We start from the raw sequence: 26,540 nt of genomic DNA on the forward strand, positions 1-26,540 counted from the left end.
AAAAGGGGCAGACGCGACATGGCCGCTTGACCGAATCCCCTTGTGCGGGGCGGGATTTGAGGGCTGGGTTGTCCACAGGAATGCGGCTCTCCGAAAAGTTATCCACAGGCTGTGCGAAAGATCTGTGGATGCCGGAAGAGATCGTTCCGAAAGCCGCATGCGCGGCGAAGGATTCCCGATCCAAACCCATCTCACACGCACTTTCGAGTGGAAATGGTTCGCTCTATAGAGTTGATCAAAGGAAAAGAGTGGACGAGGGGTGACGTGCGCACCTGTGGACGGAGTTATGGGCTGTAGGGCGATTTGTCGACCATGTAGCGAGATGGTGTCGACTTGTCCCCAGGTCGAGAAGCGCACCTGTGGATAACTTCTGTGGATGGCGAAAATCTGCAGGTAGGACTGGTTCTCGGAACGTCGAAATCCGGCGCCCGAAGACGCCGGAAACCCATCAGAACGAGTGGCCCGAAGGCGTCAGAAACGGCCGTCCTGGCAGCGTGTGAGCCAGTCCGACGCCGCCATGAAGGCGCTGTCGGACGTCCCCGTGCGCGGGGTGCGGACGTCCGCGACGGTGACCCCGGCCCGCGGATACGAGCCCAGGAAGCGCACCTGCGGGCAGACCCGCTTGAGCCCCATCAGCGCCTCGCCCATGCGGCGGTCCGAGATATGGCCCTCCGCGTCGATGGCGAAGAGGTAGTTCCCGATGCCCTCACCGGTCGGGCGGGACTGCAGCAGCATCAGGTTGACCCCGCGCACCGCGAACTCCTGGAGCAGTTCGAGCAGTGCACCCGGGTGGTCCTCGCGCTGCCAGATGACCACCGAGGTCTTGTCCGCTCCGGTCGGTGCCGCGGGGCGGGCCGGCTTGCCGACGAGGACGAACCGCGTCTGCGCGTTCTCCGCGTCATGGATCTCGGTGACCAGCGGCACCAGGCCGTAGCGCTCCGCGGCGAACTCGCCCGCGAACGCCGCGTCGTAGCGGCCCTCCTGGACCAGGCGCGCACCGTCCGCGTTCGACGCCGCGGACTCCCACGTCACGTCCTCGGCGAGATTAGCCGCCATCCAGTTGCGGACCTGGGGCTGAGCCGCCGGGTGGGCCGTCACCGTCTTGATGTCCGATACCTGCGTACCGGGCCTGACCAGCAGCGCGAAGGTGATGGAGAGCAGCACCTCGCGGTAGATCATCAGCGGCTCGCCGGCCACCAGCTCGTCGAGCGTGGTCGTGATGCCGCCCTCGACGGAGTTCTCGATCGGTACGAACGCAGCCTCGGCCTCGCCGTTGCGTACGGCGTCGAGTGCGGCGGGCACGGACACCATCGGAACGAGTTCCCGGGTGGCGGACTCCGGGAGCGTGCGCAGAGCAACCTCGGTGAAGGTGCCCTGAGGGCCGAGATACGCGTAGCTGGCTGACATATTGGTCACCCTAATGGGCCTCCAGCAACGCCTGCCCCACGTACTCGCCCTGCTCCGCCCCGCCTGGCACCGCGAACAGCCCGCTCGACTCGTGACGGATGAAGTCGGACAGAGCGTCTCCCCGGTCGAGCTTGCGCTGCACCGGGACGAAGCCGCGCAAGGGATCCGCCTGCCAGCAGATGAAGAGCAGTCCGGCGTCCGGGGCCCCGTCGTGGCCTATGCCGTCGTGGTACGAGAACGGGCGGCGGACCATCGCGGCGCCGCCGTTCTGGTCGGGCCGGGTGATGCGCGCGTGGGCGTTGATCGGGATGACGAGCTTGCCGTCGGCGCCGGTCTTCTCCAGGTCCGGCTCCGTGGTCTCCGTGCCGCCGGTCAGAGGCGCGCCGCCGGACTTCTTGCGTCCGATGACATCCTCCTGCGCCTTCCCCGACAGCTTCTCCCAGTCGTCGAGCAGCATGCGGATGCGTCGTACGACCGCGTACGAGCCGCCGGCCATCCAGGCGGGATCGCCCGACGCGGGCACGAAGATCCGCTTGTCGAAGTCGTCGTCGGCCGGCTTCGGGTTGTTCGTTCCGTCGATCTGGCCCATGAGATTGCGAGCGGTCATGGGGTGGGACGTGGCGCCGGGCGAGCGGTTGAAGCCGTTCATCTGCCAGCGCACCCGGGCCGCTGCCCCCGCGTCCCGCTGGACCGCGCGCAGGGCGTGGAAAGCGACCAGCGCGTCGTTCGCGCCGATCTGCACCCACAGGTCGCCGTTGCTGCGCGCCTTGTCGAGGTGGTCGGAGAAGAAGTCGGGCAGCGGGTCGAGAGCCGCCGGGCGCTCTTTCTCCAGCCCTGTACGGGAGAAGAAGCTGTGGCCGAAGCCGAAGGTGAGTGTCAGCGAGGAGGGGCCGGCGTCGCGGGCGACGTCGGTGTCGAAGTCGCCCGTCGTCTCGCCGGCCATCAGCTGCTGGGCGGTGGCCGACCAGCGGCGCATCAGTGCCGCCGCTTCCTTGCGCCCGGCGCCCGGCGCGAGATCGAAGGCGATCAGGTGCCCGCGGGACTGCATCGGGGTCGTGATGCCGGGCTGATGTTTCCCGTGAAACATCACCCGGTCGGCGCCGAGGGAGGTCAACGACGCTGCCGCGGCAGGGGGGTTCGACGACGCGGTCGCGTACCCCGCGGCGCCTCCCACGGCGCCCAGGGCCAGGCCCGTCGCGCCCGCTGTGCCGAGCAGCCGCCGTCGGGAGATGCCGGAATCGGTCCGGTTCTCGGAGTCAGCCATGGTGGAGGTCAGCCGATCTTCGCGTTCTTGTTGACGGTCACTTGGTCGATGTCGGACGTGCGCACGGTGACCGCGATCTTCCAGTCGCCCGCCACGGGGATCTGTACGCCGCTCGCGCTCCAGTGTCCGGTGGCGATGTGGTCGGGAACGACCGGCAGGGGGCCGATCTTCTTCGCGGTGAGGGTGAAGGAGACCTTCACCTCGGGGATGTCGAACGCCTTGCCGTTGGGGCGCTCCACATAGACGTGCATGTCGTTGCCGCCGGTGCGTCCGGGATCCAGGTCCAGGAGGAGCGTGCCCTTGCCGTCCTGGCCGCCGGTGTCGAACGGCAGCTTCAGGGAGAGCGGCCCGGACCGCTGGGAGGCCGCCGCGGTGACGGCCTTGGCCTCCTCCTCGGTGCGGCCCGGCTCGGTGGCGGTGAGCATGGTCGTGACGACGAGCAGGACGACGGCGACACCGGCCTCGGTGAGTACGGAGCGGCGCAGTCCGGAGCGGCCCGGGTCGGCGTCCCGTATCCGCTTCTCACGGGCGGTCGCGAGCGCGGCACGCTGACGGGCGAGCTGGGCGGACCGCTTGCCGTCGGCACCGGAGTCGACACCGGAAGCGGAACCCGTATCGCCACCGGAACCGGCATCCCCGCCGGCACCGGAACCCGCATCCCCGCCGGATCCTGTGTCGCCGCTGCTTCCGTCCACCACCGACGACGACCCCGTCGAAGCGCCGCCAGTAGGTACTGTCACTGCCGCCTCCGCCCGGGTGCGCTCCTCGACCGCTGTGGACGCGGCGGCCTCCGGGGCGAGACCCTCCGAAAGGCGTCCCGTCCACTTCCGCGAGATCCACGCGACGCCGACCAGGACGGCGACGAGCCCGATCTTCAGCAGCAGCAGTTGCCCGTAACGCGTGCCGGTGAGTGCAGACCAGGAGCCGACCTGGCGCCACGACTGGTAGAGCCCGGTCGCGGCCAGCGTGCAGACCGAGCAGAACGCCACCCGGGAGAACCGCCGGACGGCGCTGGCTTCGATCGACGGCGCGCGGTACAGGGCGACGAGCAACGTGGTGAGTCCGCCGAGCCAGGCCGACACCGCGAGCAGGTGCAGGACGTCGACGGGCATGGCGAGTCCGGCCTGGATGCCGGTGGAGGCGTGTTCGGCCATCGCCCAGGTGGCGGCGAGACCGGCCGCGACGACCGCACCGCCGATCGCGAGCCCGAAGGTGAGGTCCTTCTTCTCCTTGGGGTCGGTCCGCTTCTCGTACGCGCCGAAGAGCACGGCGATGAAGAGCGCGGCGGCGGCCAGCAGCAGGAGGCGTGACACCAGGGCCGCGCCCGACTTGGTCTGCAGGACCTGCCCGAGGAGGCTCAGATCGAAGATGTCGCCGACCGTGCCGGAGCCCGTGTAGGAGCCGCGCATCAGGAGCATGGCGAGGGTCGCGCCGGTGAGGGTGATCCAGCCGCCCACCACGACGCGCTGCACGGGGCGTACGCCCGCTCCGCGCGGCCAGCAGGCGAGGACGAAGGCCGCGCCGCCGACGGTGAGGATGAACCCCCCGTAGGAGAGGTACCGCGCTACGCCGTAGAGCCCGCCGACGACGCCGCCGCCCGCGGTCTGGTCGGGCAGGACCGCGGTGGTCTTGGAGGGGGCGCCGATGGAGAAGGTGAATGCTCCGGAGACGGGATGGCTGTCGGCCGAGACGACCTGGTAGGCGACGGTGAACGTGCCGTCGGGCAGCCCGGAGTGGAGGGGGACGCCGTAGGTCGTGCCACCGAGGTCCGTCGTCCTGCCCGTGTCGACACGCTTGCCGGCCGGGTCGAGGACCCGCACGGACCCGGCGGACATGGCGACCTCCTCGGAGAAGGTCAGGGACACCCGGGTGGGGGCCTGCTCGACCACCGCGCCCTGCTTCGGGTCGCTCCCGGTCAGCGCGGCGTGCGCGGAGACGGGCGCGGCGCCGGCGAGGAGGGCGCCGGTGACGGCGAGGAGCAGCAGCAACAGGTGCCGGAAGCGGGGAGCGATGGTCTTCACGAACGGTCAGCCCCTCAGTGCGAAGTGTGCGGCGAGTGCGACGGCATCGACGACATCGACGGCAGCGACGAGTGCGCCGACTTCGCCGTCGGGTTGTAGGTGGCGGCCTTCACCGGAAAGGTCACCCTGACGGTGCCGGACTTGGCGAAGTGCAGCTCCACGGACACCTTGTCGCCCTCCTTCGGCGTCTGCTTGAGGTTTTCGAACATGAGGTGGTTGCCACCGCGTTCGAAGTCGAGCTCCCCGTCGGCCGGGACGGGGAACGACTTCTGCTCCGTCATCGCCCCGCCCTTCGTGGAGTGGAGGGTGACCTGCTGGGCGATGGTGCTGGTCACCGAGGTGAGCGTGTCGGCGCCGCCGCTGTTGTGCACGATGAAGAAACCGGCCGCCATGTCGCCGCCCGCGGGCGCCGGTATGAACGCCCCGCCGACCTTGACCGAGGGTTTGCCGGAGGAAGCCGAGGCCGACGAGTCGCCGGAGCCGCAGGCCGTGAGGGCGAGGCCGGCCGCCAGCGCCGTGGCACCGAGGGCGAACGGGGTACGCCTCACGGCTGCTCCCCCTTGATGATCTTGGGGAGGTCCTTGGTGTAGTCGTCGACGGTGGCGTCCTCGCCGTACAGGACGTACCCGGCGTCGGTCTTCGGCGAGAAGGCGATGACCTGGGTGCCGTGCATCGAGACGAGCTTGCCGTTCTTGTCCTTCTGCGTCGGCTCGATGGAGATGCCGAGGGTGCGGGCGCTGCCCTGGATGGTGGCGAAGTCGCCGGTCAGACCGATGAAGTCGGGGTCCTGCGCCTTGAGCCACTTGCCGAGGACGGGCGCGGTGTCGCGGTCCGGGTCGGTGGTGACGAAGACGACCTGGAGCTTGTCCTGCTCGGCCTTGGGCAGCGCCTTCTTGGCGACGGCGATGTTGCTCATCGTCAGGGGGCACACGTCGGGGCAGTGGGTGTAGCCGAAGTAGATCAAGGTGGGCTTGCCCTTGGTCCGCTCTCGCAGGTCGAACTTCTTGCCGTGGGTGTCCGTGAGGACGAGGTCCGGCTTCTTGAAGGGCGAGTCGAGGACGGTCGCGGCCTTGTGCGAGCCGGTCTCGGCGGAGACCTCGGCCACGGGCTTGTTGCTGTCGTCGCCACTGCCGCAGGCGGAGAGTGTGAGCGACGCCGCGGCGATGAGCCCGGCGGCGAGCAGCGTCTTCTTGCGAAGGGCCTGGCGAGGACCTGTGTGCGGGGTCTTACGGGGAGAGCGCATAGAAAAATGTCCCAGATGTGAGGCGGGCCGGTGTGTACCGGGGTCGGCCGGCGGCCACGGAGGGCCGACGTCTGCGCCGGCCCCGGTACACACCCGCGGCTGGTTCAGCTGTTGGTACGACGGCGTCCCGCGAGCACCCCGAAGGCCACGCCGGCGGCGCCGACGACGATGCCGGCGATGCCGAGGGCGCGTGCGGTGGTGTCGCTGTCGGAGGAGCTGTCCGACGAGGAGGCGGCCGCCGCAGCCTTGTCGTCACCCGACTTGGCGTTGTCGTCGGCCGCGGCGCCGCCGTGGTGGTCCTCGGTCGCGGCCGAGAGTTGCAGGGTGGGCGCCGGGTTCTCCGGCTCCTCCTGGCCCTTGGCCTGCGGCTCGATCCAGCGCACGACTTCCTTGTTGTCGTAGGTCTGGATCGCCTTGAAGACGAGCTCGTCCGTGTCCTCGGGCAGCTGCCCGATGGAGAGCGGGAACTTCTGGAAGAAGCCGGGCTGGATGCCCTTGTCCTTGCCCGCGCCGTCGGCGGTCCAGGTGACCTGGGAGACGGCCTGGTCGATCTTCTCGCCGTGCATCTCCAGCGGCTTGTCGAGCTTGGACTTGGTGACCTTGGCGGTCCAGCCGGGGATGGGCTCGGGCATGACCGAGGCCAGCGGGTGATCGGTCGGGAAGTTGACCTCGACCTTGGTGGTCGCGGCGTCGTCGCGCTCGTTCGGCACCTTGAAGTTCACGACGGCGTATCCACCCTTGGCGGCCACGCCCTCCGGCTGCACGCTCACGTGCGCGAAGGCGGGAACGGAGAGCACCAGGACGGCGGACGCGGCGGCGGCACCGACTACGGAGACGCGGGAAATCTTGTTCATGGCAGAAACCACTCCACTCGGGTTCAGCGGGATCAGGCGAACGGTGACTGCGCGCACCGGAAACGGGGCACGCGCGCGTGCCGCACGACACCCCTCCGCGCTGTGCGGGAACCCGTACGGGGGCCCCGCGTGGAGTACGTGTGTCGTGTCAGGCAGCGAGACGGAACGCGTCGCCCGCGGGCGGGCCGCGCCTGATCACCGAGTGCTGAAGTGCCGTCGTGCGCAGGGGCAGTGGCGCGAGGAGCTCGGTGGGCACCACGTGGGGCGCCGCTACCTCAGCCCCCGGCAGGCCCGCCCTGAGGGCGCGTACGAGAGCGAGAGCGGCGCGCAGGGAACGGACGAGCGCCCCCTGGGCGACTCCATGCGCCGAGTTCGCCGAGAGGCGGACGAGCCGGCCGAGCGCGAGGTCTCCATGGCGCAGCAGCCAGCCCGCGACGACCGCGGCGAGCAGGTGCCCGAGCAGCATCGGCAGGGACGGCAACAGCGGCATGGAGGTCGCCGCTTCGGTGGCGACGTGGTGGTGCATGGCCATTCCGGAACCGGGTTCGACGCCGGCGTCCGACAGGATCTTCTGCGCCTGCGCGGGGCTGATCGCCGCCATGCCGGTGCCGCACATGAGCCGGGCCGCGCGCTCCACGACCGAGGGCTCCTGGGCGGTCTGCGCCATCGTCATGGTGCCGTGCTGGCCCACTCCGAAGAGGGTGTGCAGACCGGTCTGTCCGACCGCGAGAGCGGCGGCGATGCCCGGCAGCGAGCGCTCGCGCCCGGCGAGCGGAGCCGCGACGGCGAACACCGCGAGGAACCCGACGCCCAGCGTCCACAGGGGGACCGTGACACACGAGGCGAGCACATGTCCGGCCGCGGACAACGCAACGCAGACCGCGGTGAACACCGCGGCCCTCAGCAGCCGGACATCAGTTCCGGTACGCGCCTCGCGCTGGTGGGGGGCAGACATGGCGGGCTCATCATCGCACTGGGCTTACCCGCCTCATACGGCAGGTCCACAAGGTCCGGAATCTTCCGCCCCGCCCGCTTGCACCCGACTGCGCACACCGCTGAAGCCGACTCTGTACACCGCCGCCGCCGGTCCGCGCGTCCGCCGTATGGGCGGTATCACGCGAAGCACGCGATTGCACAGGGGTCGTTGCGGCAATACGTATCGGTATGTCGAGCCGCGGCCTGGAGGCTGGAGCATGAGCATCTGGTGGTCTCTGCACTTGCGCCGCGAGGCCGCGAGCGTCCCGCTCGCCCGGCGCCTGCTGATCGACACGATGGAGACCGCGGGCGTGGACCCCGACATCTCGTTCGACCTGTCCGTCGCCCTCACCGAGGCATGCGCCAACGCCGTCGAGCACGGCGGCGATCCGGACCCCGACGATCCGGCGGGCGCGTACCGGGTCACGGCCTATCTCGAAGGCGAGACCTGCCGCATCGAGGTCGCCGACTCCGGTCCCGGCTTCCCGGCCCTGCGCGGACGCGGCACGCCCCTGCTCAAGCCCGCCCCCGACCACGCCGAGCACGGCCGTGGACTCTGTCTCATCCAGGAGCTGGCGGACCACGTCCACTTCGTCAACAGACCGGGCAGGGGCGGCGCGATGGTCAGCTTCGACAAGGTGCTCAAGTGGCGCGAGAACGCACCTTTGGTCTCGGCCTGACCCCATCCGGAACCTCAGGACCCTCCGGACAGACAGCGGCCGGACACGACAGCGGCCGGACACCGTCCTGCGGTGCCCGGCCACTTCGCAAACGCGTCTCTACGCGCGCGTGGTCGCTCGCGTGGTTCAGCCCTTGAGCTGAGCCATCCACGCCTCGACCTCGTCCGAGCGGCGCGGCAGGCCGGCGGAGAGGTTCCGGTTGCCGTCCTCCGTCACGAGGATGTCGTCCTCGATCCGGACGCCGATGCCGCGGTACTCCTCCGGCACGGTCAGGTCGTCGGCCTGGAAGTACAGACCGGGCTCGACCGTCAGGCACATGCCGGGCTCCAGCGTGCCGTCCACGTACGTCTCCGTGCGCGCGACGGCGCAGTCGTGGACGTCGAGGCCGAGCATGTGGCCGGTGCCGTGCAGCGTCCAGCGGCGCTGGAGGCCGAGCTCCAGAACGCGCTCGACCGGGCCCTCGACGAGGCCCCACTCGACGAGCTTCTCGGCGAGCACGCGCTGCGCGGCGTCGTGGAAGTCGCGGTACTTGGCACCGGGCTTGACGGCCGCGATACCGGCCTCCTGGGCCTCGTACACGGCGTCGTAGATCTTCTTCTGGAGCTCGGTGTAGCGGCCGTTGACCGGCAGCGTGCGCGTCACGTCGGCGGTGTAGAGGCTGTGCGTCTCCACGCCCGCGTCCAGGAGGAGCAGGTCGCCGGAGCGGACCGGGCCGTCGTTGCGGACCCAGTGGAGGGTGCAGGCGTGCGGGCCGGAGGCGCAGATCGAGCCGTAGCCGATGTCGTTGCCCTCGACGCGGGCGCGCAGGAAGAACGTGCCCTCGATGTAGCGCTCGCTGGTGGCCTCGGCCTTGTCGAGGATCTTCACGACGTCCTCGAAGCCGCGGACCGTGGAGTCGACGGCCTTCTGGAGCTCGCCGATCTCGAACGAGTCCTTCACGAGGCGGGCCTCGGAGAGGAAGACGCGCAGCTCGTCGTCGTGCTCGCGGGTGACCTTGTCGGTCAGGGCGGCCTCGATGCCGGCGTCGTGGCCGCGCACGATGCGGACCGGACCGGTCGCCTCGGCCAGGCGGCCGGCGAGCTCGCGCACGTCGGAGGCGGGGATGCCGTGGACCTGCTCGGCCTCGGCGAGGGAGTGGCGGCGGCCGACCCACAGCTCGCCCTGGCCGTCCAGCCAGAACTCGCCGTTCTCGCGGTCGGAGCGCGGCAGCAGGTAGATCGTCGCGTCGTGCCCGGAGACCGTCGGCTCGAGGACGAGGACGCCGTCCTCCGTCTGGTTGCCGGTCAGGTACGCGTACTCGACGGAGGCGCGGAAGGCGTACTCGGTGTCGTTCGAACGGGTCTTCAGGTTGCCCGCGGGGACGACGATGCGCTCACCGGGGAAGCGCGCGGAGAGGGCGGCGCGGCGGGCGGCCGTCTCGGACGCCTGCGCGATCGGCTCGAGACCGTGCAGCTCCGTGTCGGCCCAGCCGGACTTCATGCTCTCGGCGAGCTCGTCGGACACGCCCGGGTACAGGCCGTTCTTGCGCTGCTTGATCGGCTCGTCGCTCTCGGTCTGAGCGATCTCCGGGTTCTCCGGGGTGAGCTCCTCCGACACGTCTTCCTCCTCGATACGGCCCTGGATTCGGCCTGGGTGCGGCCTGGGTACAACGATGGACCCCCTCCATCGTACGGTCGTACGGAAGGGGGCCCAGGGCCGGAAGACCTGTTACATCAAGGGCTACGGGGTGTACCGCCTCGGTCACCCGGATCGGCCGCGGTCACCGGATCAGCAGCGGTCACCGCATCACTCGAAGCGAGCGGCGAGCAGCACGACGTCCTCTTCGCTGTCGGCGGCGTCGAGTCCGTCCGGCAGGACGGTGTGCAGGACGTGGTCGGCGATCGCGCCGGGGTCGTCGCGGATCGTGCGCGGGACACCGGCCGCAGCCGCGTGCAGGCGGGCGAAGGCGCGGTCCATCGGGTCACCGGTGCGGTGCAGCAGTCCGTCCGTGTACAGCAGCACGGTCTCGCCGGGTTCCGGGCTGAACTCGACGCTCGGCGCCTCCCAGCAGGCCAGCATCCCGAGCGGCGCGGACAGCGACGTCTCCACGAACTCGGTGCGTCTCTCCCCGATCACCAGCGGCGGGCTGTGCCCGGCCCCGGCCAGGACGATCTTGCGCAGGGCGGGCTCGCAGTACGCGAAGAGGGCGGTGGCGCTGCGCGCGGGCTCGGTCAGCCGGAGCAGCAGCTCCAGATCGGACAGGACGGCGACGGGGTCCTCGCCCTCCATCACCGCGTACGCCCGCAGGCTGGCCCTGAGCCGGCCCATCGCGGCGACGGCGCTCGCGCCGGAGCCTGTGACGGAGCCGACGGCCAGGCCGAGCGCGCCCTCGGGCAGCGGCAGCGCGTCGTACCAGTCGCCGCCGCCGCGCGGGCCCGTGCGGTGCCGGGCGGCGAGCTGGACGCCCCCGACCCGCGGGAGCCGCGGCGGCAGCAACTCCTCCGCGAGGGTGCGGGACTTGGTGCGCGCCCGTTCCAGTTCGAGCAGGCGAGCGAGGTGTTCGGTGGCGTAGCTCGTGTACAGACCGACGAGATGGCGCTGGCGTTCGACGGGCTCGGCGGGTTCGTCGTAGAGCCACACCGCGGCGCCCAGCCGGCCCGCCGCCTCGGTCGCCAGGGGCAGCGCGAAGCTCGCCGCGTAGCCGAGCCGGGTGGCGACCTCGCGGTGGCGCGGGTCGAGCCCGTTCTCGGACAGCAGATCCGCGTGCACCTCGGGCTCGTCGGTCCCGTCCGCGCGGTCGAGGATCCTCCCGTACGAGGTCGCGCCGCGCGGCACCGTCTCGATGTGGCCGAGGTCGGCGCGGGCCAGGCCGAGTCCCACGGTGGTGTCGGGGCCCAGGCCGTCGGCGGGCTCCAGGACGACGAGTCCGCGGCGCGCGCCGACGAGGGCGGCGCCGGCGCGGAGCACCTCGTGCAGGGCCTCGTCCAGGACGGCCGTCCTGGCCAGGCGCTCGGTGAGTTCGTGCAGCGTGGTGAGGTCGGAGACCCAGCCGGCGAGCCGGTCCTGGATCAGCGCGCCGGGGGCTCCGGGGGCCCCGGGGGTGCCTGGCGTTGCGGGGGAGGAAGGGGGCGCGGGCGCGGGTGACGCGGGCGCGACAGTGTGTGCTGGTGGGGGAACCGTTGAATCGATTCCAGCCACTTTCGGAAGGTGCGGGGCTGTCATGGCGTCCGGCTTTCCGACCGGTGCGTATTGCTCAAGAGCATCGCAAACCCCCATGTGATTCTGCGCCGCAAGCAGTGCCTCCACATCTACACGCACTGATGAGGGGATGTCCAGCATTGTCCTGCTGGGATTCCTGGTGTCCAGGAGGCCCGTGCGGCATTAGTGATCTCTGATCGAACTTGGCCAAAAACCGCCTCGGGTAAGGGCATATTGCGGTCGACTGGCATCGTTCGACAGAGCGTCACAGCGGTCGTGATGGGTACGTACTCGGAGAAGGCCAGGGGCAGTTGGGATCGACCCGGAACCTGGCGACGGACCCGGGCGTCCTAACCACCGACGACCGTGCCCCATCCTCCCGTGGCGGAGACGGCGAGTAACACGCGCGACAGCAAACGCCAGGCGCCGCCACCCCACGCCAGGCTGTTCAACTACGCGGCCGGCGCTCGGACTATAGGGGTTCCCCCTGCTCAAGGCTGGGGTGCGGCGCTCCCAGTACGTACGCTCAGTGAAGTGATCGACACATGGTGTGATGGCCCACAGCGTTCTCTTCGGTCTACGGAAAGGAACGAGCGCTCATGCGCGAGATCCTCGGAAGGCGACGCAGGCTCCTGTCCAGGCGAAACAACGGGAAGTCTGATCAGTTCAGCGCGGCCCTGACCTTCGCGACCGCATGGCAGTGGCCCGTGCTCCCGGGCGTGGGGCTCGAGGGGGCAGGGCGCCGTGACGGCGTCAGCTGCGCCTGCCCCGATCCGGAGTGCACGGTGCCGGGTGCGCACCCCTTCGACCCGGGGCTGCTCGCCGCGACCACGGACGAGCGCATGATCCGCTGGTGGTGGACCAACCGTCCGACCGCGCCGATCGTGCTGGCCACGGGGGCCGGTGCGGGCGCGAGCGGCGGCCGCGCCCCTTGCGCCGTGAGCCTCCCCTCGGTCGCCGGAGCCCGCGCCCTCAAGGCACTCGACCGTACGGACATCAGGCTCGGCCCGGTCGTCGCCAACAGGGACCGGCTGTACATCCTCGTGGCGCCCTACTCCATGGAGCAGCTGGGCGAGCTCCTCTACGCCCAGGACTGGGTGCCGGGTTCCCTGCGCTTCCACGGTGAGGGCGGCTATCTGGCACTGCCTCCGTCCGACACCGGTCTCGGCCAGGTCCGCTGGGAGCGCGCACCGCTGCCCGGCTCCGCGGCGCCCTGGGTGCCCGATGTGGAGGCCGTGGTGGACGCCGTCGTGGATGCCCTCACTCGTACGGGTGTGAGCGCGCCCGAGTTGTAGGGGAATTGGGCGCGCGGCGAGGGGTGCGAAGGGGCCGCGCCGATATCTTCGGCGCATGCCCTCCTTCCCCCAGGCCTCGAACACCCTCGAGCAGGGGAGACCCCCTTCGCGCCTTCGTTTGCTCGGTCTTCTCGCGGTCGTGGGCCTGACCGTTCTCCTCCCGCTGGCGGGCGCCTCCGCGGGCCCCGTCGGCGGCACCGCCGTGAAGGACGGCCTCAACTCCGGCGAACTGCCCACCGGTGAGGCCGGCAGCGCCGACATGGTCGACGACAAACCGGGCGGGAGCACGAGCGACTCGGCGGGCACCGCGGCGACGGATACGGCCGGCGAGGCGCGACGGTCCCATGGGCGGCCGGAGGGCACCTCCCTCCTTGCCGGTCTCGGGGGCACCACGAGGGCACGGTGCGGACCCGAACTCGCCTCCCCCGACGGCATCGAGGCGCAGACCTGCGTACTGACCCAGCGGGGGGACGCGTGGGCGAGGACCTATTACCGGAACGCGACAGGGGGGCCGCTGAGTTCCGTCCTGACCCTGATGGCGCCGGGCGGCCGCACCGTACAGATGCACTGCGCGGTGGGTGCTCAGGACGAACCGGGGACGTGTGACACGCCTCGGGAGCGTACTTCGGGTGAGGCGGGCGCCTACTCGGCGGTGGCGGAATTCGCGGAAGCAGGGGGCGCGGGGCCGCTGCTGCTCAGGTCGGGAAGCAACGCGTCGACGCCGGTCGGCCTCTGAGTGAACGGGACGATTTCCCGGGCGCAGGCCCACGGGGAAGTCCTGGAAAGACAAGGGCCCGGTTGCTGGCGACGGGGGATGCACCAGCAACCGGGCTACTCGAACGGTAACAAGAGATCGGCCGTTAGCAAATTCGATCTCGGCTATTCGTATGCGGATTTACCTGCCGCTACGGGGAGTTGTGACCGGAGTCACCCGTTCCGAGTGTCTCCCTGTGGCTGACCGGTCGGTCAGCTGAGTGTCACCTGGCGGTTGGTGAGGCCCCCGCGCGCCCGCCGCTCGTCGACGGTCAGCGGTGCCTCGGAGGCGAGGGCCGCGGTGAGCCGCTCGGCGAACTCGGCCGCCGGCTTCTCGACATCCTCGGCGCTCACCCCGGTGGGCAGGTCCCAGACCGGAACGGTCAGGCCGTGCGCGCGGAACGAGCCGACCAGGCGCGTGCCCTCGCCGAGCGAGGACGTGCCGGCCGCGTGCAGCCGGGCGAGTGCGTCGAGCAGCTCCTCCTCGGGGTACGGCATGACCCAGCGCAGGTGGTTCTTCTCGGGGGTCTCGCACCAGTACGCCGCGTCGACACCGGACAGCTTCACGGTCGCGATGGCGGCCGCGTTGGCCCGCTCCAGGGAAGCGGCTACCTCCGGGCTCGCGTTCTCCGAGTCCGGCACCCAGAACTCGAACCCCGTATGCACGACCGGCTCGAAGACGGCCTCGGGGTCGAGCAGGTCCTGCAGGCGCGGGCCGTCGGCGGGTGCGCGGCGCGCCTGCACCGGCGTACCGGGCTCGGCGGTGAGCGCGCGCTGAAGAGTGTCGGCCAGGTCGCGGCTCAGGTCGCCGGACGACGTGTCGTTCTGCAGACCGAGCAGGACCGAGCCGTCGTCGCGGCGCAGCGCGGGCCACGCCATCGGAAGCACCGTCGCGAGGGTCACGGAGGGGACGCCGTCCGGCAGGCTCTCCTTGAGGGTGAGCTTCACCGTCGCGGCGGGCACCAGCTCGCGCAGCGCGATCCAGTCGCCCTCTCCTGCGAGACCGTCGAACGGGCGCTGCACCAGCTCGGTCACCGCGTGGGCGGCGGCACGGCCGTGGCAGGCCTTGTAGCGGCGGCCACTCCCGCAGGGGCAGGGTTCACGGGCGCCGACGACCGGGATCTCCCCACTGCTGACGTGCGACTTGCCCTTGGTCTGCGGGCGCTTCTTGGCCATCTTGGGTGTCTCCCGGTTACGGCTCTCGTACGTACGGGCGCGAGCCTAGCCCCTCGTACGGCCGGAGGCGGGGAGCAGGCCGGGCCGCCGGGCCGGAGCGGGATTCAGCCCAAGTCGTCGAAGGCGTCAGCGAAATCGAGGTCGGACATTCCCGCGGGCGCGCGGCTCGCCACGCGCGTAGCGAAAGCGCTCTGCCCCTGTGTTTCGCCTTCGGAACGCACGTCCTTGTGCACGACCACCCAGACGGTGACTTCACCGGAGGCGTCGTCACGTACGCCCCAGTCGTCGGCGAGCGCCGAGATGATGTTGAGCCCGCGGCCGCCGCGCGCGGTGACCGAGGGCGTGGCCGGAACCGGGCGGGTCGGACCACCACCGTCCGTCACCTCGACGGTGAGACAGCCCCGCGCGTCGACCCTCCAAGCGGCCCGGACGTCGCCGTCCCCGGCCATGTCGTCGCCCAGCGGCCTGCCGTGCCGGCAGGCGTTGCTCAGCAGTTCGGAAAGGATCAGTACGGCGTCGTCTATGACCGCTTCCGAAACCCCGCCGACGCGCAGCTGATCACGCATCCGGTGTCTTGCTTCGCCCACGCCCGCAGGGCCATGGGGTACGGCCATGCTCGACGACGTGGGCACCTCCTGTGCCACCACCAACGCCACCCCCGAGACCTCCTTCGCCCCACGCCACGGTGTGAATGCCCCAATGGACTGGACCGGAAACCGGCCAATCCACGCTCAGTGACGCACTCGTAACGTACGAATACGGAGCGAACGCGCCGGAGCACTCCCCGTGAGGCCGTGGCCGGATTTAGTCCCTTCCCAGCTGGCGCAGAACCGCGCGGGGCCGGTTGGTGATGATCGCGTCGACGCCGAGACCGACGCACAGGTCGACGTCCTCCGGCTCGTTGACCGTCCACACGTGCACCTGGTGGCCCGCCCGCTTGAGCTTCTCCACGTACCCGGGGTGGCTGCGCACGATCCGGATGCCCGGGCCCGCGATCGACACCTCCTTGGGGAGGCGGCCGTCGCGGTGGCGGGGGGAGACGAACTGCATCAGGTAGACCGTCGGCAGGTAGGGGGACGCGGCCTGGATGCGGTGCAGGGAGCGGGCCGAGAAGCTCATGACACGCACCGGGGACGGTGCGTCCGGCACTCCGGCAGGCGCGTCGAGGCCGAACCGCTTGAGGAGCATCAGCAGGCGTTCCTCGACCTGGCCGGCCCAGCGGGTGGGGTGCTTGGTCTCGATGGCGAGTTCCACACGGCGGCCCGCGTCGGCGACCAGTTCGAGCAGCCGCTCCAGGGTCAGGACGGAGGTGTCCTCCCAGTCGGGGCCCTCCGTGCTGGTCCGGCCGGCCTCGCTGTTCTTCCAGGAGCCGAAGTCGAGGGCGGCGAGATCCGCCAGTTCCAGGGCGGATACCGCTCCTCGCCCGTTCGACGTACGGTTGACCCGACGGTCGTGCACGCAGACGAGATGGCCGTCCGCGGTGAGCCGTACATCGCATTCGAGGGCGTCGGCACCATCCTCGATGGCCCTTCTGTACGCGGCCAGCGTGTGCTCGGGGGCCTCGTCGGAGGCTCCGCGGTGGGCGACGACCTGGATCTGCTGCTGTCGTGCGAGAGTCACCGCGTCATGGTGCCATCGCGAGGCGCTGGGCCGCTCAGCGGATGCGTCCGTTTCGCCCGGCGTAAAGGATGGCACCGGACACACAGGAACGCCTTATGGTGCCCTGACGTCCCGTGGGAAAAGCTGACCACATACAAACAGCAATGCCGACGGAATCAGCCGGTACAGCCGTGGATCGAGGAGAAGAGCTGTGAGCACCGAGAACGAGGGCACTTCGGTACCCCCGGCCCCGTCCGCACCTCCCGTGCCGGTGGAATCTCCCGCTACTCCCGAACCTGCCCCGGCTCCCGCCGGTTCCGCTCCGCCTCCGGAGCCCGCCGACGCGCCCACTGCGGTGATGCCGACGGAGGGCGCGGGGCCGGGGGCGCATGAGGGTTCCGGCGCGGCCTCGGGGGCTGCGCCGGGACCCGGCGGGCCGCACGGGCCCGCGGCCGCGGGTGGCTGGCCGCCTCCGCCGCCCGCCGTTCCCTCGTACGCGGACGGCGGCGGAGGACACTCCTGGGGCGATTCCTACCAGCCTCCGGCGCCCAAGCCGGGCCCCCGGCGCGGCGGGCTGCTGGCCGCGGTGGTCGCGGCGGCCCTGATCGCGGGCGGTGTCGGCGGCGGCATCGGCTACTGGGCGGCCGAGCGCAACGACGACGGTGGTTCGGGCTCGACGACGGTCTCCGCCTCGGACAACCCGGCCGACTTCAAGCGTGACGCGTCCTCGGTCGCCGGCATCGCGGCGAACGCCCTGCCGAGCACCGTCACCATCGAGGCCGAGGGCAGCGACGGCGAGGGCGGCACCGGAAGCGGCTTCATCTACGACACGCAGGGCCACATCCTCACCAACAACCACGTGGTGGCCTCCGCAGCCGACGGAGGAAAGCTTTCCGCCACGTTCTCGAACGGCAAGAAGTACGACGCCGAGGTGATCGGCCGCGCCCAGGGCTACGACGTCGCGGTCATCAAGCTGAAGAACGCTCCGTCGAACCTGAAGCCGCTACAGCTCGCCAATTCGGACAAGGTCGCCGTCGGTGACTCGACCATCGCGATCGGCGCGCCCTTCGGCCTGTCGAACACGGTGACCACGGGCATCGTCTCGGCGAAGAACCGCCCGGTGGCGTCCAGCGACAGCTCGGGCAGCAGCAAGGCGTCGTACATGAACGCGCTGCAGACCGATGCCTCGATCAACCCTGGCAACTCGGGCGGTCCGCTGCTCGACGCGCGGGGCGCGGTCATCGGCATCAACTCGGCGATCCAGCCGGCGACCAGCGGCGGTATCGGAGGCTCCGGCCAGTCGGGCTCCGTCGGCCTCGGCTTCGCCATCCCGATCAACCAGGCGAAGAATGTCGCCAAGCAGCTCATCAAGACGGGCCAGCCGGTCTATCCGGTGATCGGCGCCTCGGTCGCGCTGGACGAGCAGAGTGACGGCGCGAAGATCACCGAGCAGGGCGCGGGCGGCTCGTCCGCGATCACGCCGAACGGTCCGGCGGACAAGGCCGGTCTGAAGCCCGGCGATGTCATCACCAAGTTCGACGACACTGTGATCGACAGTGGGCCGACCCTGATCGGCCAGATCTGGACGCACAAGCCGGGCGACACGGTCAAGATCACGTACAAGCGCGGCGGCGCGGAGCACACGGTCGACGTGGTCCTCGGCGAGCGCAAGGGCGACAGCTGACCGAACTCCCGGCCGAACCCGCTACCCTGGTCCTCGCTCCGCCGGTCAACGACGGGGCGAGGGTGGGTTGCCCGAGCGGCCTAAGGGAACGGTCTTGAAAACCGTCGTGGCGCGAGTCACCGTGGGTTCAAATCCCACACCCACCGCGTCGCAGGTCAGAGATTGCAGGTCAGAAGGGGTACCACTCTCCGGAGCGGTACCCCTTCTGCGTGCAGCGTTCCTCACCTTTCCTCGCCTGTACACCACCTCTGACCAGTGTTCGTGGGCCACTGGTGGGCCAGAGTCAGGTGGCGGTTCCCTCGTCCAGAGCGCGGGAGATCAGGTCGTTGGAGTGCTGTTGGCCCCCCTTGAGGATCTTCGCGTAGAAGCGATACAGCACTGCGATGCTGTGGCCCGCGCGGGCGGCGACTTCCGCCGGGTCCACGCCGGATTTGATCCACAGGGATACGCCGGCATGACGCAGGGAGTACGGCACCGCAGCAAGGGCGGACTTGATCTCACCCGGAGTCAGAACCTTCTTCCGGGCTCTTTCCCAGATGTCGCAGTATTCGGTCGACGGGACCCTTCCGCCCCGAGCAGCCCTGAACAGACGCCCGTCGTCAGCGGTGCCGTAGCGCGTGACGTGCTCACGAAGTAGGTGCACCAAAACGGGAGGGATCGGTACGGTCCGCGTCGCGCCGACCTTTCGTCGCTTGAGCCCGCGTGTCTCGTACGACGTGCCCTCGTCTGTCCATCCGCCGCCAACCTCAGGGCGGCTTTCCCCGAGCAGAAGCTCCCCCCACTCCTTCACGGCCTCCGGCGTGTTGGGCGGCAAGGTGCAATCCGACTCTTTGAGCGCGACGATCTCACCCGGACGCATCGAGGCGTAGTACAGGCAACCGAAGAACGCGTGAAGGTGTTGGCCCCGGGGCCCGGAGTCGCGCACTGCTCCGAGCAGTGATCGTGCCAGAACCGGATCCGGCACGTATCGGAAGTCAATCTCGTCGTCACTCTCGGGCGGCGTCCAGTCCACCCGAAGCAGGGGGTTGGCGGTCAACAGGCCCTTCTCCTCCACGGTGTATCGGAGGAAGTTGCTCAGCACCATGCGCTTGCGCCTGGCCGTGTTCTCGGCGGCCTTTTTCCCGTCCAGGCGGAGCGACAGAGCTTCCAATGCGGGGCGGAGTAGCGCGGGGTCCTCTAGGGCCTTGACCTTGATGGAGTGCCCAGCGATCCATTCCAGAGCTGAGCGGACGTCCGAAGGCGGTTCCTCCACCATGTGCCGCGACACCCAGGCTCCTTCTGGGGAGCGGACCGCTCGAAACGCCCACTGGTACAGGGCAGTGCGCAGTACCGCCGCACTGGGCGCTCCCCTTCTCGTGGTGACGAGCGCGGGGGTGACGACCGCGAGTGATTCCGCGATGCTCGCGCGGTGCTTCGCAGCGGCCTGCGGCCACTTCATGAGGACGTACGTCGTCGCATGCTCGTACCAGGAGGGGGAGTTCCGGGCAGCCAACTCGCTCGCGGGCAGACCCGTTTCCTCGTCGAACTGCTGCTGGTCGCGCAGAGCGGCCATCAGCTCCGCGCGTCGGCCATCCGCCTGCGGCTTGAGCTTGAAACTGCGAGAGTGCGGACGCTCACCGACACGCCAGCGCAGCTCCCACGGTTTCGGTCGGCCGGCGCGCTTGCGAATTGACCAGACATCGACGTCGTACGTGAGCATCTCTCTCCAAACAGAACGAGGGGCCCGCGCTCAGCGCGGGCCCCAGTGAGGTGTGGGAATTAGGCGGCGCGCTGCTCGCACTGCGCCCACCAGGCGTCCAAGTCAGCACGGCTGACACGGATCTGGCCGTTGGGGAGCTTTCGGATGCGGGGCGCTTTGCCACGGGCGCGCATACGGTCGAAGGCGGCGCGGCTCATGCCGACCTCGTCGAGGACTTCGGGGAGCTTGAGCATCTGAGGGCGTGCCACGGTGGACTCCTTTTGAGGCTTCAGTCATGGCGGGCTGTTGATCCGGTGAGGCTTAGCTGTCCGAGGTTCCGGTTTCTGCGTCATTGCGTCATCAGCGACATGTGAGCTTCTGACCTGCGGTTTTGTTTGACGCAGTGGTTCGGGGGTGCGTCATGCGTGCGGCATGGGCTGCGGCATCGGGTGACGCAGATGACGCAGGATGACGCAGGCGCCGGAGTCTGCGTCATGGCTTTCGCCGCAGGTCAGGGGCCATTTGGCGTCCTGTGTGACGCAGATGACGCAGCGTCTTCCCTCTTAGGACGAAAGAGGGGGTGGTGTCTGTTGTAGTGCGCGCCTTAGAGCGTGAAGAAGGAGCCGCTGCGCGGCGCGACCTTGAAGCGGCGCGGTGCGCCGAACAACAAGAGGAGCACGCCCGGCCGCTGGTGCTCTTCTTGCTTGTCCGGGCGTCGCGGTCGCAGGTCAGAGCAGTCGGATCTACTCGTGGGGGGATGGGGCGGCCAGGCGGGTCATTTCGAGGTAGCGGCCCGCGCTGGTGCGGCCCGAGTCGATGAGGACGCCCCGGGCGGCCAGGGTCGGTTGAAGGCGCTTGAGCCGGTCCGAGAGGACTTTGCCCGTGGTAGGCCACCCCTTCGGCAGGGGACGCAGCCCGTCGTCGTTGTAGAGGGTGCTGAGGAGGTGCAGCCACTCCGTGGACGTCATCCGCTGGTCCGCGCCCGGGGCGATCGTGTCGGCGTGCCTGAGGACGGTCTGCGCGAGGAGATCGCCCTCGATCACGTCGTCGTTCAGGTCGTCCAGACTGGCCCGGTAGGCGGGGAGCGCCCCGAGTCCGGTTGCGATGTCGAGTTGCGCGCACAGGTGGGCGAAGTCCGCCATCCGCAGGTCAGTCGGTGTCTCGGCCTCCGCTCCGCGGACCTTCACCGTCAGGTCCAGGAGCGAGCCGAGAACGACCGGCAGGGCCTCCGCGTAGTCCGTCCACAGCTCCGCTTCGGTGCGCCGGACCTTGGGCCGCTCCAACCGCAGAGGCAGGAGCCGTTCGGCCAGGTCGGGCCTGATGACGCCGACGTCGATACCGGTCAGCAGCAGGGGCCGGCGAAAGCCGACGCGGAACACGTCTCCGTCGGTGAACAGAGCACGCTTGACGTTCTCGCCTCCGGTGACGATGCAGCACATGGCGTCGGATAGGTCCGGGGTCATGTGGGACAGGTTGTCCAGCGCCGTGACCCACCCGGCCGCGACCGCCGCGAGCAGGTTCTCCTCGTCCTTCGGCGCGCGGCGCAGGTCCCCGCTCATGCCCTCCACGATCCGCACGAGCATCCGCCCGCCGGTGGACTTGCCCGCTCCCTGAGGACCGGTGAGAAACGGTGCGGGGACAGGCACGGAAGGGCCGAGGCAGCCGATGAGCCAGGCGATGGCCAGGCATTCGGTCTCAGCGTTGGCGAAGTTGCACAGCCTCATCAGCGCGTCGATGCCCTTGCCGTTGGTGTCCTTGGCGGGCATGGGCAGTTCTCCGGTGAGCTGGGTGCGGCGCCAGCACACCTCCCGCGGGTCGGGAACGGCGATCTCCCATCCGGTGGGGTGGATGCGGACGGACTGTCCGTCATCGCGGCCCAGGTCCAGCCACGTCGCTCCGTCAAAGCCGGGGGCGACGCGGATGTGAACGGACTGCACGTCCTCAGTCAGTGCCAGTGCCTCGATCAGGTCCAACGCCTCTTTCAGCGCAGTGCCGTTGAAGACGCCGTGCCCGTCACGGAACATGCCGACCATGAGTTCCTGCCGGTGGCTTCCCGTGGTGCCCTGTGAGCGCATCGGCCGTGCCACGGGGTGGCCGTTGCGCTGCGCGTACACGGTGCCATCGGGGGTGCGGAAGTACCGGAAGTGCGCTTGCGCGTAGTTGGTGATGACTTCGCGGGCGGTGTTCTTCTCGTCGTCAGCCATGCTCACAGTCCCAACTTGGTGCGGGCGTTGGTCCACGCGTCCGTGCAGTGCCGGGCGGTCTCGCCTTTCGTCTGCGCGGCGGTGAACAGGCGCGCGATGTGGCCCTCGGTGAGGCAACCGCACCGGCCGTGTGTGGAGAGCACGGCCAGGAACGTGCGGTAGACGGTCGCGTGAACCGCCTCGCTCGCGTCGGTGATGCGCTGCTCCGCCATCGCGATACCGCGCTCCAGGAACGCGGGCGTGCGATGGCGGCACTCACCGCCCCCGGCCGGCGCGGGCACCGTGGTGATCGGGAGCCCGGGCCCGACCGGGGCGGGCTTGCTCGCAGCGAGCGCGCGCACGGCGTCCGGCAGCGCGGTCACGGTGCCGGTGCCGAACCCGAGCCAGCGGGCATAGGCCATCGTCGACTTGATGTCCACACCGGGCCGGACCGCGTTCGCGGACTGCATCGCCCCTCGGTAAAGCCAGTGCTCACCGCGGGTGGTGGGCACGGTCTGCGTGACGGGCAGGTGCTCGCGGGCCCACGCGATGGCGTCGACGTTGTCGAGATCCACGACCGTCAGCCCGGCGCCGCCCGGGTGATAGGCGACCGCGCTCGCGGTGCGCCAGGCCCGGCGCCACGGGCCGGAACTGATGACCTCTGGGTCGGCGGTCGCAGCGGCCCACGCGTGGCAGGGACCGGTGCAAACGCACGGCCCCGGCGTCTTCATATTTGGCCGCCCACCACAGTCGTTGTCCGCGCAGGCCGGGCAGTTGCCGAACGGGACCTTCCCCGCTCGTAACGGCAGCACGGGTACGCCGGAGGCTGCCAGGGCCAGTGCGGTACGCAGGTGCTCTCCCCGAGAGGGGTGCTGTTGGGTCATGCTGGAGTCCTCCACAGCTCTGTTGTGGACAGGTGGACAAGGGCGGCCCCGCGGCTTTGGCGAGACGAGGGGGCCGCCCTTGGCGTAGCTAGTAGTGGTCGTGGGCGTCGCAGGCGTCGCAGTCGCAGTCGTCGTCGTGGGGGCAGTCGCAGCCGCAGGGGTGCCCGGTGCCGACGCAGTAGCACTGGCACATGCCCTCCCCGCACGGCTCTTCCTCGGGGCCGTCTTCCGGGCCGGTGTAGAGCAGCGGGCTGGCCTCGCTGTGTGCGAGTTCCAGGCACTGGGCGAGCCCGCCGGCGCAGTCCATCGCCGTGCTCAAAAACTCCTGAACGAGGGCGACGTGCCGGGCCGGGACTTCACCGATGGCGGAGCCCAGGTGGTCGTTGGTGCCCAGGGCGTCGAGCGCGGTGCCGATCTGCTCCATGGCTTGCGGCAGCCGCTGGGCCAGTGTCTTCAGTGCGCCGATCGCGTCGTAGGCCTCGCCCGGATATGCCAGGCCAGGCGTGGTCGGGGAGTTGGGGAAGGTGAGGTGGTTGAACTCACGGATGGCTTCGGCTGCCTGCCGGGCGATCGTTGCAGGGTCGGCGGCGGTCATGCGTCCTCCAGGTCAGTTGTGCAGATGGGTGTGGGAGCGGGCGAACGCGCCGCGGGTGTGGCTGGTCACGTGGGTGTGCTTGGTGACCGGCCCGTTGTAGACGGGCCTGGAGACGCTGCGCTTGGCACGTGAGAAGGCGACGCCGATGGAGAGGGCGGCGAACGCAAGGCCGGTGAACAGGGCGCCCATGGCGATGACTCCGGTGACGCTCATGGAGGCGAATCCCTTCAGCACGAGCCAGGCACCGCAGCCGATGCCGGTGGTGCCGGCGCCGATGCCGATGGACGCGACCGCGACGCCCGCGGCCCAGGCGGGCACGATGCGGCGGTCGTCCTGGTGGACGGGTTCGGCGTCCCCGAAGGGCGGGGCCGGGGTGTCGTCTTTGAAGTAGGTCGGTATCTGCCGCACCGGCGATGCAGGGCGGTAGACGTCGTCGATGATCCGGCGAGCTTCGGCGTTGGCTGCGGCGTCGCTCATCCGCGGCGACCACGCGGCCGTCGACTGCTCGTACTCGGTCATGGGTGAGACCTCCGGGCGGATGCGGTCAGGAGATGTTCTGGGCGGCGCCGATGAGTGCGCGCAGGACGGCGTGTATGGCGTCGGCGGCTCCGGTGTCGGCGGTGAAGAACCCGAAGAGGAACACCGCGAGCGCGGCGAGCGGGCCGACGATCCGGCCGCGCAGCAGAGCGAAGGTGAGGATGCCGAAGAGGGCGACGGCGGACAGGGTCACGAGCACGAGGGGCCTCCCGAGAGACGGCCGGCGGGCAGCACTCGAACCCGGGTGCTGCCCGCCGTTGGCTTGTCGTGTTGCTTGTCGTCTGGCTTGTCGTGCGGCTTGTCTTGTCGCTTGTCTTGTCGCTTGTCGCCTCCCAGGTCAAAGACCGTTTCCGGGCCCCTGGGAGCCCGTAGGGCGGCCTGTCTCTGGGTGGGGTGACAAGTGACAAGTGACAAGTGCTAGCCCTCGGGCGGCTGCTCGGGGGCGTGCTGGTGGTGGACGTAGCGGGCTTTGGTGCCCTCTCCGATTCGGACCGCGGTGCCCTCGTCGGTCCATGTCTTGAGCCAGCCGACGACCGTTTGCCGGGTGGTGCCGTGTTTGTCGGCGAGGGCGCGGGCGATCGCTGATGCGCCGGTCCCCTCGTGGCCGGCGGCCAGGAGGAGGGCGAGCGCGGCCTGTTGTGCGGGACTGTCCTGCTCCGTTTCGCCTCGTAGCGCGGACAGGTTCAGCCCACCCGGTTCCGGGGGCTGCGTGTCGGCTCCGGGTTCGCGTGCCGTGCCGAACTGAGCGTCGATCTCCTCGCGGAACGCCCGCATTAGTTCGTCCTCCGACGCCCCGGTCGGCTGTTCCTCGTGCAGCGCGGACAGGGTCAGTCCCGCCCCGGCCGCGGGCGATGCCTGCTCGGTGCTGGCCTGGGTGGGCTGGTCCTGCATCCACTCGATGCGGGAGCTGTCCCAGCGGCGGGCGTACTCAGGCCCGGCCGCCTTCGCGGACACCGCATCGAGGGTCGGGTGGCGGTCGCTGGTGGCGACGATGATGTCGCGGATCTGATTGGGCAGGATCCGCCACGCCTTGAACAGCGCGGCCGGGGATTCGGGGGTGCCCATGAACCCGGCGCCCTTGTACGGGGCCTGGTCCACGCGCAGGCCGCGCGAGCCGGGGAACATCTTGGACAAGTCCATGCCCTCCGTCTCACCACCAGTCAGCGCGACGCGGACCTTGGCCTCACGGCGGATCATCAGGTTCCCGACCACGCTGCCGGTCGCTCCGAGCGCGGTCAGGACCGTGCGCACGCCCATGGCGCGGGCGATGCGGATGACTTCCAGGATCTTCTCCGCGAGCTTGCGCATGGCCCGGTCGGGGCTGGCCAGGATCTCCGCGCCCTCGTCGATCACGAGCATGATCTGAGGGATCTTCGAACTGATCGGCAGGAGATCGGTGTTGGCCTGCGACAACAGGTCCTGATAGCCGCGCTTGCGGCCCTTGGCGATCCGCACCGCCGCATCCAGCATGAGCACGGCTTCGTCGTACGAGGCGGCGAGCCAGTCGATGCCCGGCCGCACTGGCTTGCCGTCCTCCCCGGTGATGCTTCCGTTGAGGGCGGGCAGGACCCACGGCAGGCCCGCGGATCCCGCGTTCAGGTCGATGACCCAAGTCAGCATGTCCGTGGCGCGAGCGAACCCGGCCAGGATCGCGTGGACCATGTTCGTCTTGCCCGACCCGGTCGGCCCGACCACGAGCGCGCACTGCTCGCGCAGGAACGCCAGGATCTGCTCCGCGTTGGTTCGGTAGCCCCACGGGATGCCGGTCAGTACGGACAGGGGCCCGTAGTCGGTGGGGTAGGTGCGCTCCTCGGTGAGGACGTTGACGGTGGTCACATCGATGATGACGCGGCCCTGGTCGATGCCCGCGGACGCGGCGGCGGTGCAGCCGTGCGGCAACCGGGCGTCGGCGGACAGGCGGCCGGCTTCGGATGCGATCTTGCTGTAGGTGGCGCCGCCGGGCGGGAGTTCGGCGTCGATGGAGAACCCGGTACCGGTCTCCCACATCTCCACTCCCAGGACGCGGACGGTGATGCCGCACACGCGCTGGATGCGGTCGACCCATTCAGCGGCGATCGCCCGGCGCTCCGCGGACAGTTCGCGGGCAATCTGCCGCTCGGCCGCCGCGATCGCTTCGTCCTCGCGGGCCTCTTCGAACAGGGCGGTGGAGTGAGCGGCGGCGCCGATGCCGACGCCGATGGTGGCCAGCGATCCGAGGGCGGCCCAGGTCAGGGGGCCGTGGGTCATGGCCCAGGTGGTCCAGCCTGCCCCGACGATCCAGGACGCGGCCCGGGTAGCGAGAGTGCGGCCGGCGTTGCGGACGCGCAGGCCGACGACGGTGTGACCGGCCGCTCCGGCGGCGCCGACCGCGAGGGCCCAGACGGGCGGCATGCCGGTGGCGGCACCGGTCGTGGCGATGGCAAGGGCTCCGGTGGTGGCGGACAGAGCGCCGGTCACGGGTCCGTGACCGGCGCTCCAGTCCAGCACCGGGCCACTGCTGTCCTGCTTCTTCTTAGCGGTGGCAGTGGTGCTCAT

General features: G+C 70.0%; 24 protein-coding genes and 1 tRNA gene. 5 read left to right on the forward strand and 20 right to left on the reverse strand.

Features of this window, described 5'->3' with window-relative positions:
- Nucleotides 1-471: 471 nt before the first annotated feature.
- The 7 genes from pheA to ACIPWY_RS14710 form a co-directional block, all read right to left on the reverse strand.
- Complete coding sequence (gene pheA / locus ACIPWY_RS14680) at nt 472-1,407, reverse strand: prephenate dehydratase (protein WP_362907820.1); 936 nt, start codon at nt 1,405-1,407, stop codon at nt 472-474.
- Nucleotides 1,408-1,417: 10 nt separating this feature from the next.
- Nucleotides 1,418-2,671, reverse strand: coding sequence for an iron uptake transporter deferrochelatase/peroxidase subunit (efeB, locus tag ACIPWY_RS14685; protein ID WP_401533339.1), 1,254 nt, complete (start codon nt 2,669-2,671; stop codon nt 1,418-1,420).
- A gap of 8 nt (nt 2,672-2,679) precedes the next feature.
- On the reverse strand, nt 2,680-4,692 hold the full coding sequence (locus tag ACIPWY_RS14690; RefSeq protein ID WP_401533342.1) for a copper resistance CopC/CopD family protein: 2,013 nt from the start codon (nt 4,690-4,692) through the stop codon (nt 2,680-2,682).
- A 14-nt stretch (nt 4,693-4,706) separates the two neighbouring features.
- Nucleotides 4,707-5,240 (reverse strand): copper chaperone PCu(A)C, encoded by a 534-nt coding sequence (locus ACIPWY_RS14695; protein ID WP_401533344.1) that lies wholly within the window; start codon nt 5,238-5,240, stop codon nt 4,707-4,709.
- The gene (locus tag ACIPWY_RS14700; RefSeq protein ID WP_401533346.1) at nt 5,237-5,935 is read right to left on the reverse strand and encodes an SCO family protein; all 699 of its coding nucleotides are present in this window, start codon (nt 5,933-5,935) and stop codon (nt 5,237-5,239) included. The genes ACIPWY_RS14695 and ACIPWY_RS14700 overlap by 4 nt, the downstream gene beginning before the upstream one ends.
- A gap of 104 nt (nt 5,936-6,039) precedes the next feature.
- A complete protein-coding gene (locus tag ACIPWY_RS14705; protein ID WP_362907825.1) occupies nt 6,040-6,789 on the reverse strand; it encodes a YcnI family protein in 750 nt (249 codons plus the stop codon).
- A gap of 148 nt (nt 6,790-6,937) precedes the next feature.
- Nucleotides 6,938-7,744, reverse strand: coding sequence for a hypothetical protein (locus ACIPWY_RS14710; RefSeq protein WP_362907826.1), 807 nt, complete (start codon nt 7,742-7,744; stop codon nt 6,938-6,940).
- Nucleotides 7,745-7,982: 238 nt separating this feature from the next.
- Between ACIPWY_RS14710 and ACIPWY_RS14715 the strand changes: the two genes are divergently transcribed.
- Nucleotides 7,983-8,444, forward strand: coding sequence for an ATP-binding protein (locus ACIPWY_RS14715; RefSeq protein WP_362907827.1), 462 nt, complete (start codon nt 7,983-7,985; stop codon nt 8,442-8,444).
- A 126-nt stretch (nt 8,445-8,570) separates the two neighbouring features.
- Here ACIPWY_RS14715 and ACIPWY_RS14720 read toward each other — a convergent pair whose 3' ends face one another.
- Both ACIPWY_RS14720 and ACIPWY_RS14725 read right to left on the reverse strand, forming a co-directional pair.
- Entirely contained in the window at nt 8,571-10,040 is a 1,470-nt protein-coding gene (locus ACIPWY_RS14720) for an aminopeptidase P family protein (protein WP_362907828.1), read from the reverse strand.
- Between the two features lie 189 nt (nt 10,041-10,229).
- Nucleotides 10,230-11,762: a PP2C family protein-serine/threonine phosphatase gene (locus tag ACIPWY_RS14725; protein WP_393699207.1), complete on the reverse strand. Its 1,533-nt coding sequence runs from the start codon at nt 11,760-11,762 to the stop codon at nt 10,230-10,232.
- Nucleotides 11,763-12,220: 458 nt separating this feature from the next.
- On the opposite strand from ACIPWY_RS14725, the gene ACIPWY_RS14730 reads away from it, so the two are divergent.
- A complete protein-coding gene (locus ACIPWY_RS14730) occupies nt 12,221-12,916 on the forward strand; it encodes a bifunctional DNA primase/polymerase (RefSeq protein WP_401533352.1) in 696 nt (231 codons plus the stop codon).
- A 55-nt stretch (nt 12,917-12,971) separates the two neighbouring features.
- Nucleotides 12,972-13,652 carry a hypothetical protein gene (locus tag ACIPWY_RS14735; RefSeq protein WP_393699203.1) on the forward strand — a complete coding sequence of 227 codons (681 nt, stop codon included), beginning with the start codon at nt 12,972-12,974 and terminating at the stop codon, nt 13,650-13,652.
- Between the two features lie 230 nt (nt 13,653-13,882).
- On the opposite strand, the gene ACIPWY_RS14740 is transcribed toward ACIPWY_RS14735, so the two are convergent.
- The 3 genes from ACIPWY_RS14740 to ACIPWY_RS14750 all read right to left on the reverse strand — a co-directional run bounded on the left by ACIPWY_RS14740 (nt 13,883) and on the right by ACIPWY_RS14750 (nt 16,465).
- Nucleotides 13,883-14,845 carry a DUF5926 family protein gene (locus ACIPWY_RS14740; protein ID WP_362907832.1) on the reverse strand — a complete coding sequence of 321 codons (963 nt, stop codon included), beginning with the start codon at nt 14,843-14,845 and terminating at the stop codon, nt 13,883-13,885.
- A 104-nt stretch (nt 14,846-14,949) separates the two neighbouring features.
- Nucleotides 14,950-15,501, reverse strand: coding sequence for an ATP-binding protein (locus ACIPWY_RS14745; protein WP_401533356.1), 552 nt, complete (start codon nt 15,499-15,501; stop codon nt 14,950-14,952).
- A gap of 148 nt (nt 15,502-15,649) precedes the next feature.
- Nucleotides 15,650-16,465, reverse strand: a complete 816-nt coding sequence (locus ACIPWY_RS14750; RefSeq protein ID WP_362907833.1) for a glycerophosphodiester phosphodiesterase — start codon at nt 16,463-16,465, stop codon at nt 15,650-15,652.
- A gap of 190 nt (nt 16,466-16,655) precedes the next feature.
- Between ACIPWY_RS14750 and ACIPWY_RS14755 the strand changes: the two genes are divergently transcribed.
- Together ACIPWY_RS14755 and ACIPWY_RS14760 are read left to right on the forward strand one after the other, a co-directional pair.
- The gene (locus tag ACIPWY_RS14755; protein ID WP_362907834.1) at nt 16,656-18,128 is read left to right on the forward strand and encodes a trypsin-like peptidase domain-containing protein; all 1,473 of its coding nucleotides are present in this window, start codon (nt 16,656-16,658) and stop codon (nt 18,126-18,128) included.
- A 61-nt stretch (nt 18,129-18,189) separates the two neighbouring features.
- A tRNA-Ser gene (locus ACIPWY_RS14760) sits at nt 18,190-18,274 on the forward strand.
- 137 nt (nt 18,275-18,411) lie between these two features.
- On the opposite strand, the gene ACIPWY_RS14765 is transcribed toward ACIPWY_RS14760, so the two are convergent.
- The 8 genes from ACIPWY_RS14765 to ACIPWY_RS14800 all read right to left on the reverse strand — a co-directional run bounded on the left by ACIPWY_RS14765 (nt 18,412) and on the right by ACIPWY_RS14800 (nt 26,540).
- On the reverse strand, nt 18,412-19,827 hold the full coding sequence (locus ACIPWY_RS14765) for a tyrosine-type recombinase/integrase (RefSeq protein WP_401533359.1): 1,416 nt from the start codon (nt 19,825-19,827) through the stop codon (nt 18,412-18,414).
- Nucleotides 19,828-19,886: 59 nt separating this feature from the next.
- Complete coding sequence (locus ACIPWY_RS14770; protein ID WP_401533362.1) at nt 19,887-20,075, reverse strand: helix-turn-helix transcriptional regulator; 189 nt, start codon at nt 20,073-20,075, stop codon at nt 19,887-19,889.
- 474 nt (nt 20,076-20,549) lie between these two features.
- Nucleotides 20,550-22,010, reverse strand: a complete 1,461-nt coding sequence (locus ACIPWY_RS14775; RefSeq protein ID WP_401533365.1) for an ATP-binding protein — start codon at nt 22,008-22,010, stop codon at nt 20,550-20,552.
- A 2-nt stretch (nt 22,011-22,012) separates the two neighbouring features.
- Nucleotides 22,013-22,873, reverse strand: a complete 861-nt coding sequence (locus ACIPWY_RS14780; RefSeq protein WP_401533367.1) for a bifunctional DNA primase/polymerase — start codon at nt 22,871-22,873, stop codon at nt 22,013-22,015.
- 88 nt (nt 22,874-22,961) lie between these two features.
- The gene (locus ACIPWY_RS14785; protein ID WP_401533369.1) at nt 22,962-23,468 is read right to left on the reverse strand and encodes a hypothetical protein; all 507 of its coding nucleotides are present in this window, start codon (nt 23,466-23,468) and stop codon (nt 22,962-22,964) included.
- 12 nt (nt 23,469-23,480) lie between these two features.
- Nucleotides 23,481-23,987: a hypothetical protein gene (locus ACIPWY_RS14790; protein ID WP_401533371.1), complete on the reverse strand. Its 507-nt coding sequence runs from the start codon at nt 23,985-23,987 to the stop codon at nt 23,481-23,483.
- Nucleotides 23,988-24,012: 25 nt separating this feature from the next.
- Entirely contained in the window at nt 24,013-24,204 is a 192-nt protein-coding gene (locus ACIPWY_RS14795) for a hypothetical protein (protein ID WP_266560087.1), read from the reverse strand.
- A gap of 218 nt (nt 24,205-24,422) precedes the next feature.
- Nucleotides 24,423-26,540, reverse strand: coding sequence for a hypothetical protein (locus ACIPWY_RS14800; protein WP_401533373.1), 2,118 nt, complete (start codon nt 26,538-26,540; stop codon nt 24,423-24,425).

Origin of the sequence: Streptomyces sp. NPDC090032 (assembly GCF_044748025.1) — a bacterium.
Taxonomy (GTDB): Bacteria; Actinomycetota; Actinomycetes; order Streptomycetales; family Streptomycetaceae; genus Streptomyces.

What these genes read in the sequence shown, in the direction of transcription:
- pheA (WP_362907820.1), bottom strand. Translation starts at nt 1,407, where the DNA reads ATGTCAGCCAGCTACGCGTATCTCGGCCCTCAGGGCACCTTCACCGAG.
- efeB (WP_401533339.1), bottom strand. Translation starts at nt 2,671, where the DNA reads ATGGCTGACTCCGAGAACCGGACCGATTCCGGCATCTCCCGACGGCGG.
- ACIPWY_RS14700 (WP_401533346.1), bottom strand. Translation starts at nt 5,935, where the DNA reads ATGCGCTCTCCCCGTAAGACCCCGCACACAGGTCCTCGCCAGGCCCTT.
- ACIPWY_RS14705 (WP_362907825.1), bottom strand. Translation starts at nt 6,789, where the DNA reads ATGAACAAGATTTCCCGCGTCTCCGTAGTCGGTGCCGCCGCCGCGTCC.
- ACIPWY_RS14710 (WP_362907826.1), bottom strand. Translation starts at nt 7,744, where the DNA reads ATGTCTGCCCCCCACCAGCGCGAGGCGCGTACCGGAACTGATGTCCGG.
- ACIPWY_RS14715 (WP_362907827.1), top strand. Translation starts at nt 7,983, where the DNA reads ATGAGCATCTGGTGGTCTCTGCACTTGCGCCGCGAGGCCGCGAGCGTC.
- ACIPWY_RS14725 (WP_393699207.1), bottom strand. Translation starts at nt 11,762, where the DNA reads ATGCTGGACATCCCCTCATCAGTGCGTGTAGATGTGGAGGCACTGCTT.
- ACIPWY_RS14730 (WP_401533352.1), top strand. Translation starts at nt 12,221, where the DNA reads ATGCGCGAGATCCTCGGAAGGCGACGCAGGCTCCTGTCCAGGCGAAAC.
- ACIPWY_RS14735 (WP_393699203.1), top strand. Translation starts at nt 12,972, where the DNA reads ATGCCCTCCTTCCCCCAGGCCTCGAACACCCTCGAGCAGGGGAGACCC.
- ACIPWY_RS14740 (WP_362907832.1), bottom strand. Translation starts at nt 14,845, where the DNA reads ATGGCCAAGAAGCGCCCGCAGACCAAGGGCAAGTCGCACGTCAGCAGT.
- ACIPWY_RS14765 (WP_401533359.1), bottom strand. Translation starts at nt 19,827, where the DNA reads ATGCTCACGTACGACGTCGATGTCTGGTCAATTCGCAAGCGCGCCGGC.
- ACIPWY_RS14775 (WP_401533365.1), bottom strand. Translation starts at nt 22,010, where the DNA reads ATGGCTGACGACGAGAAGAACACCGCCCGCGAAGTCATCACCAACTAC.
- ACIPWY_RS14780 (WP_401533367.1), bottom strand. Translation starts at nt 22,873, where the DNA reads ATGACCCAACAGCACCCCTCTCGGGGAGAGCACCTGCGTACCGCACTG.
- ACIPWY_RS14785 (WP_401533369.1), bottom strand. Translation starts at nt 23,468, where the DNA reads ATGACCGCCGCCGACCCTGCAACGATCGCCCGGCAGGCAGCCGAAGCC.
- ACIPWY_RS14790 (WP_401533371.1), bottom strand. Translation starts at nt 23,987, where the DNA reads ATGACCGAGTACGAGCAGTCGACGGCCGCGTGGTCGCCGCGGATGAGC.
- ACIPWY_RS14800 (WP_401533373.1), bottom strand. Translation starts at nt 26,540, where the DNA reads ATGAGCACCACTGCCACCGCTAAGAAGAAGCAGGACAGCAGTGGCCCG.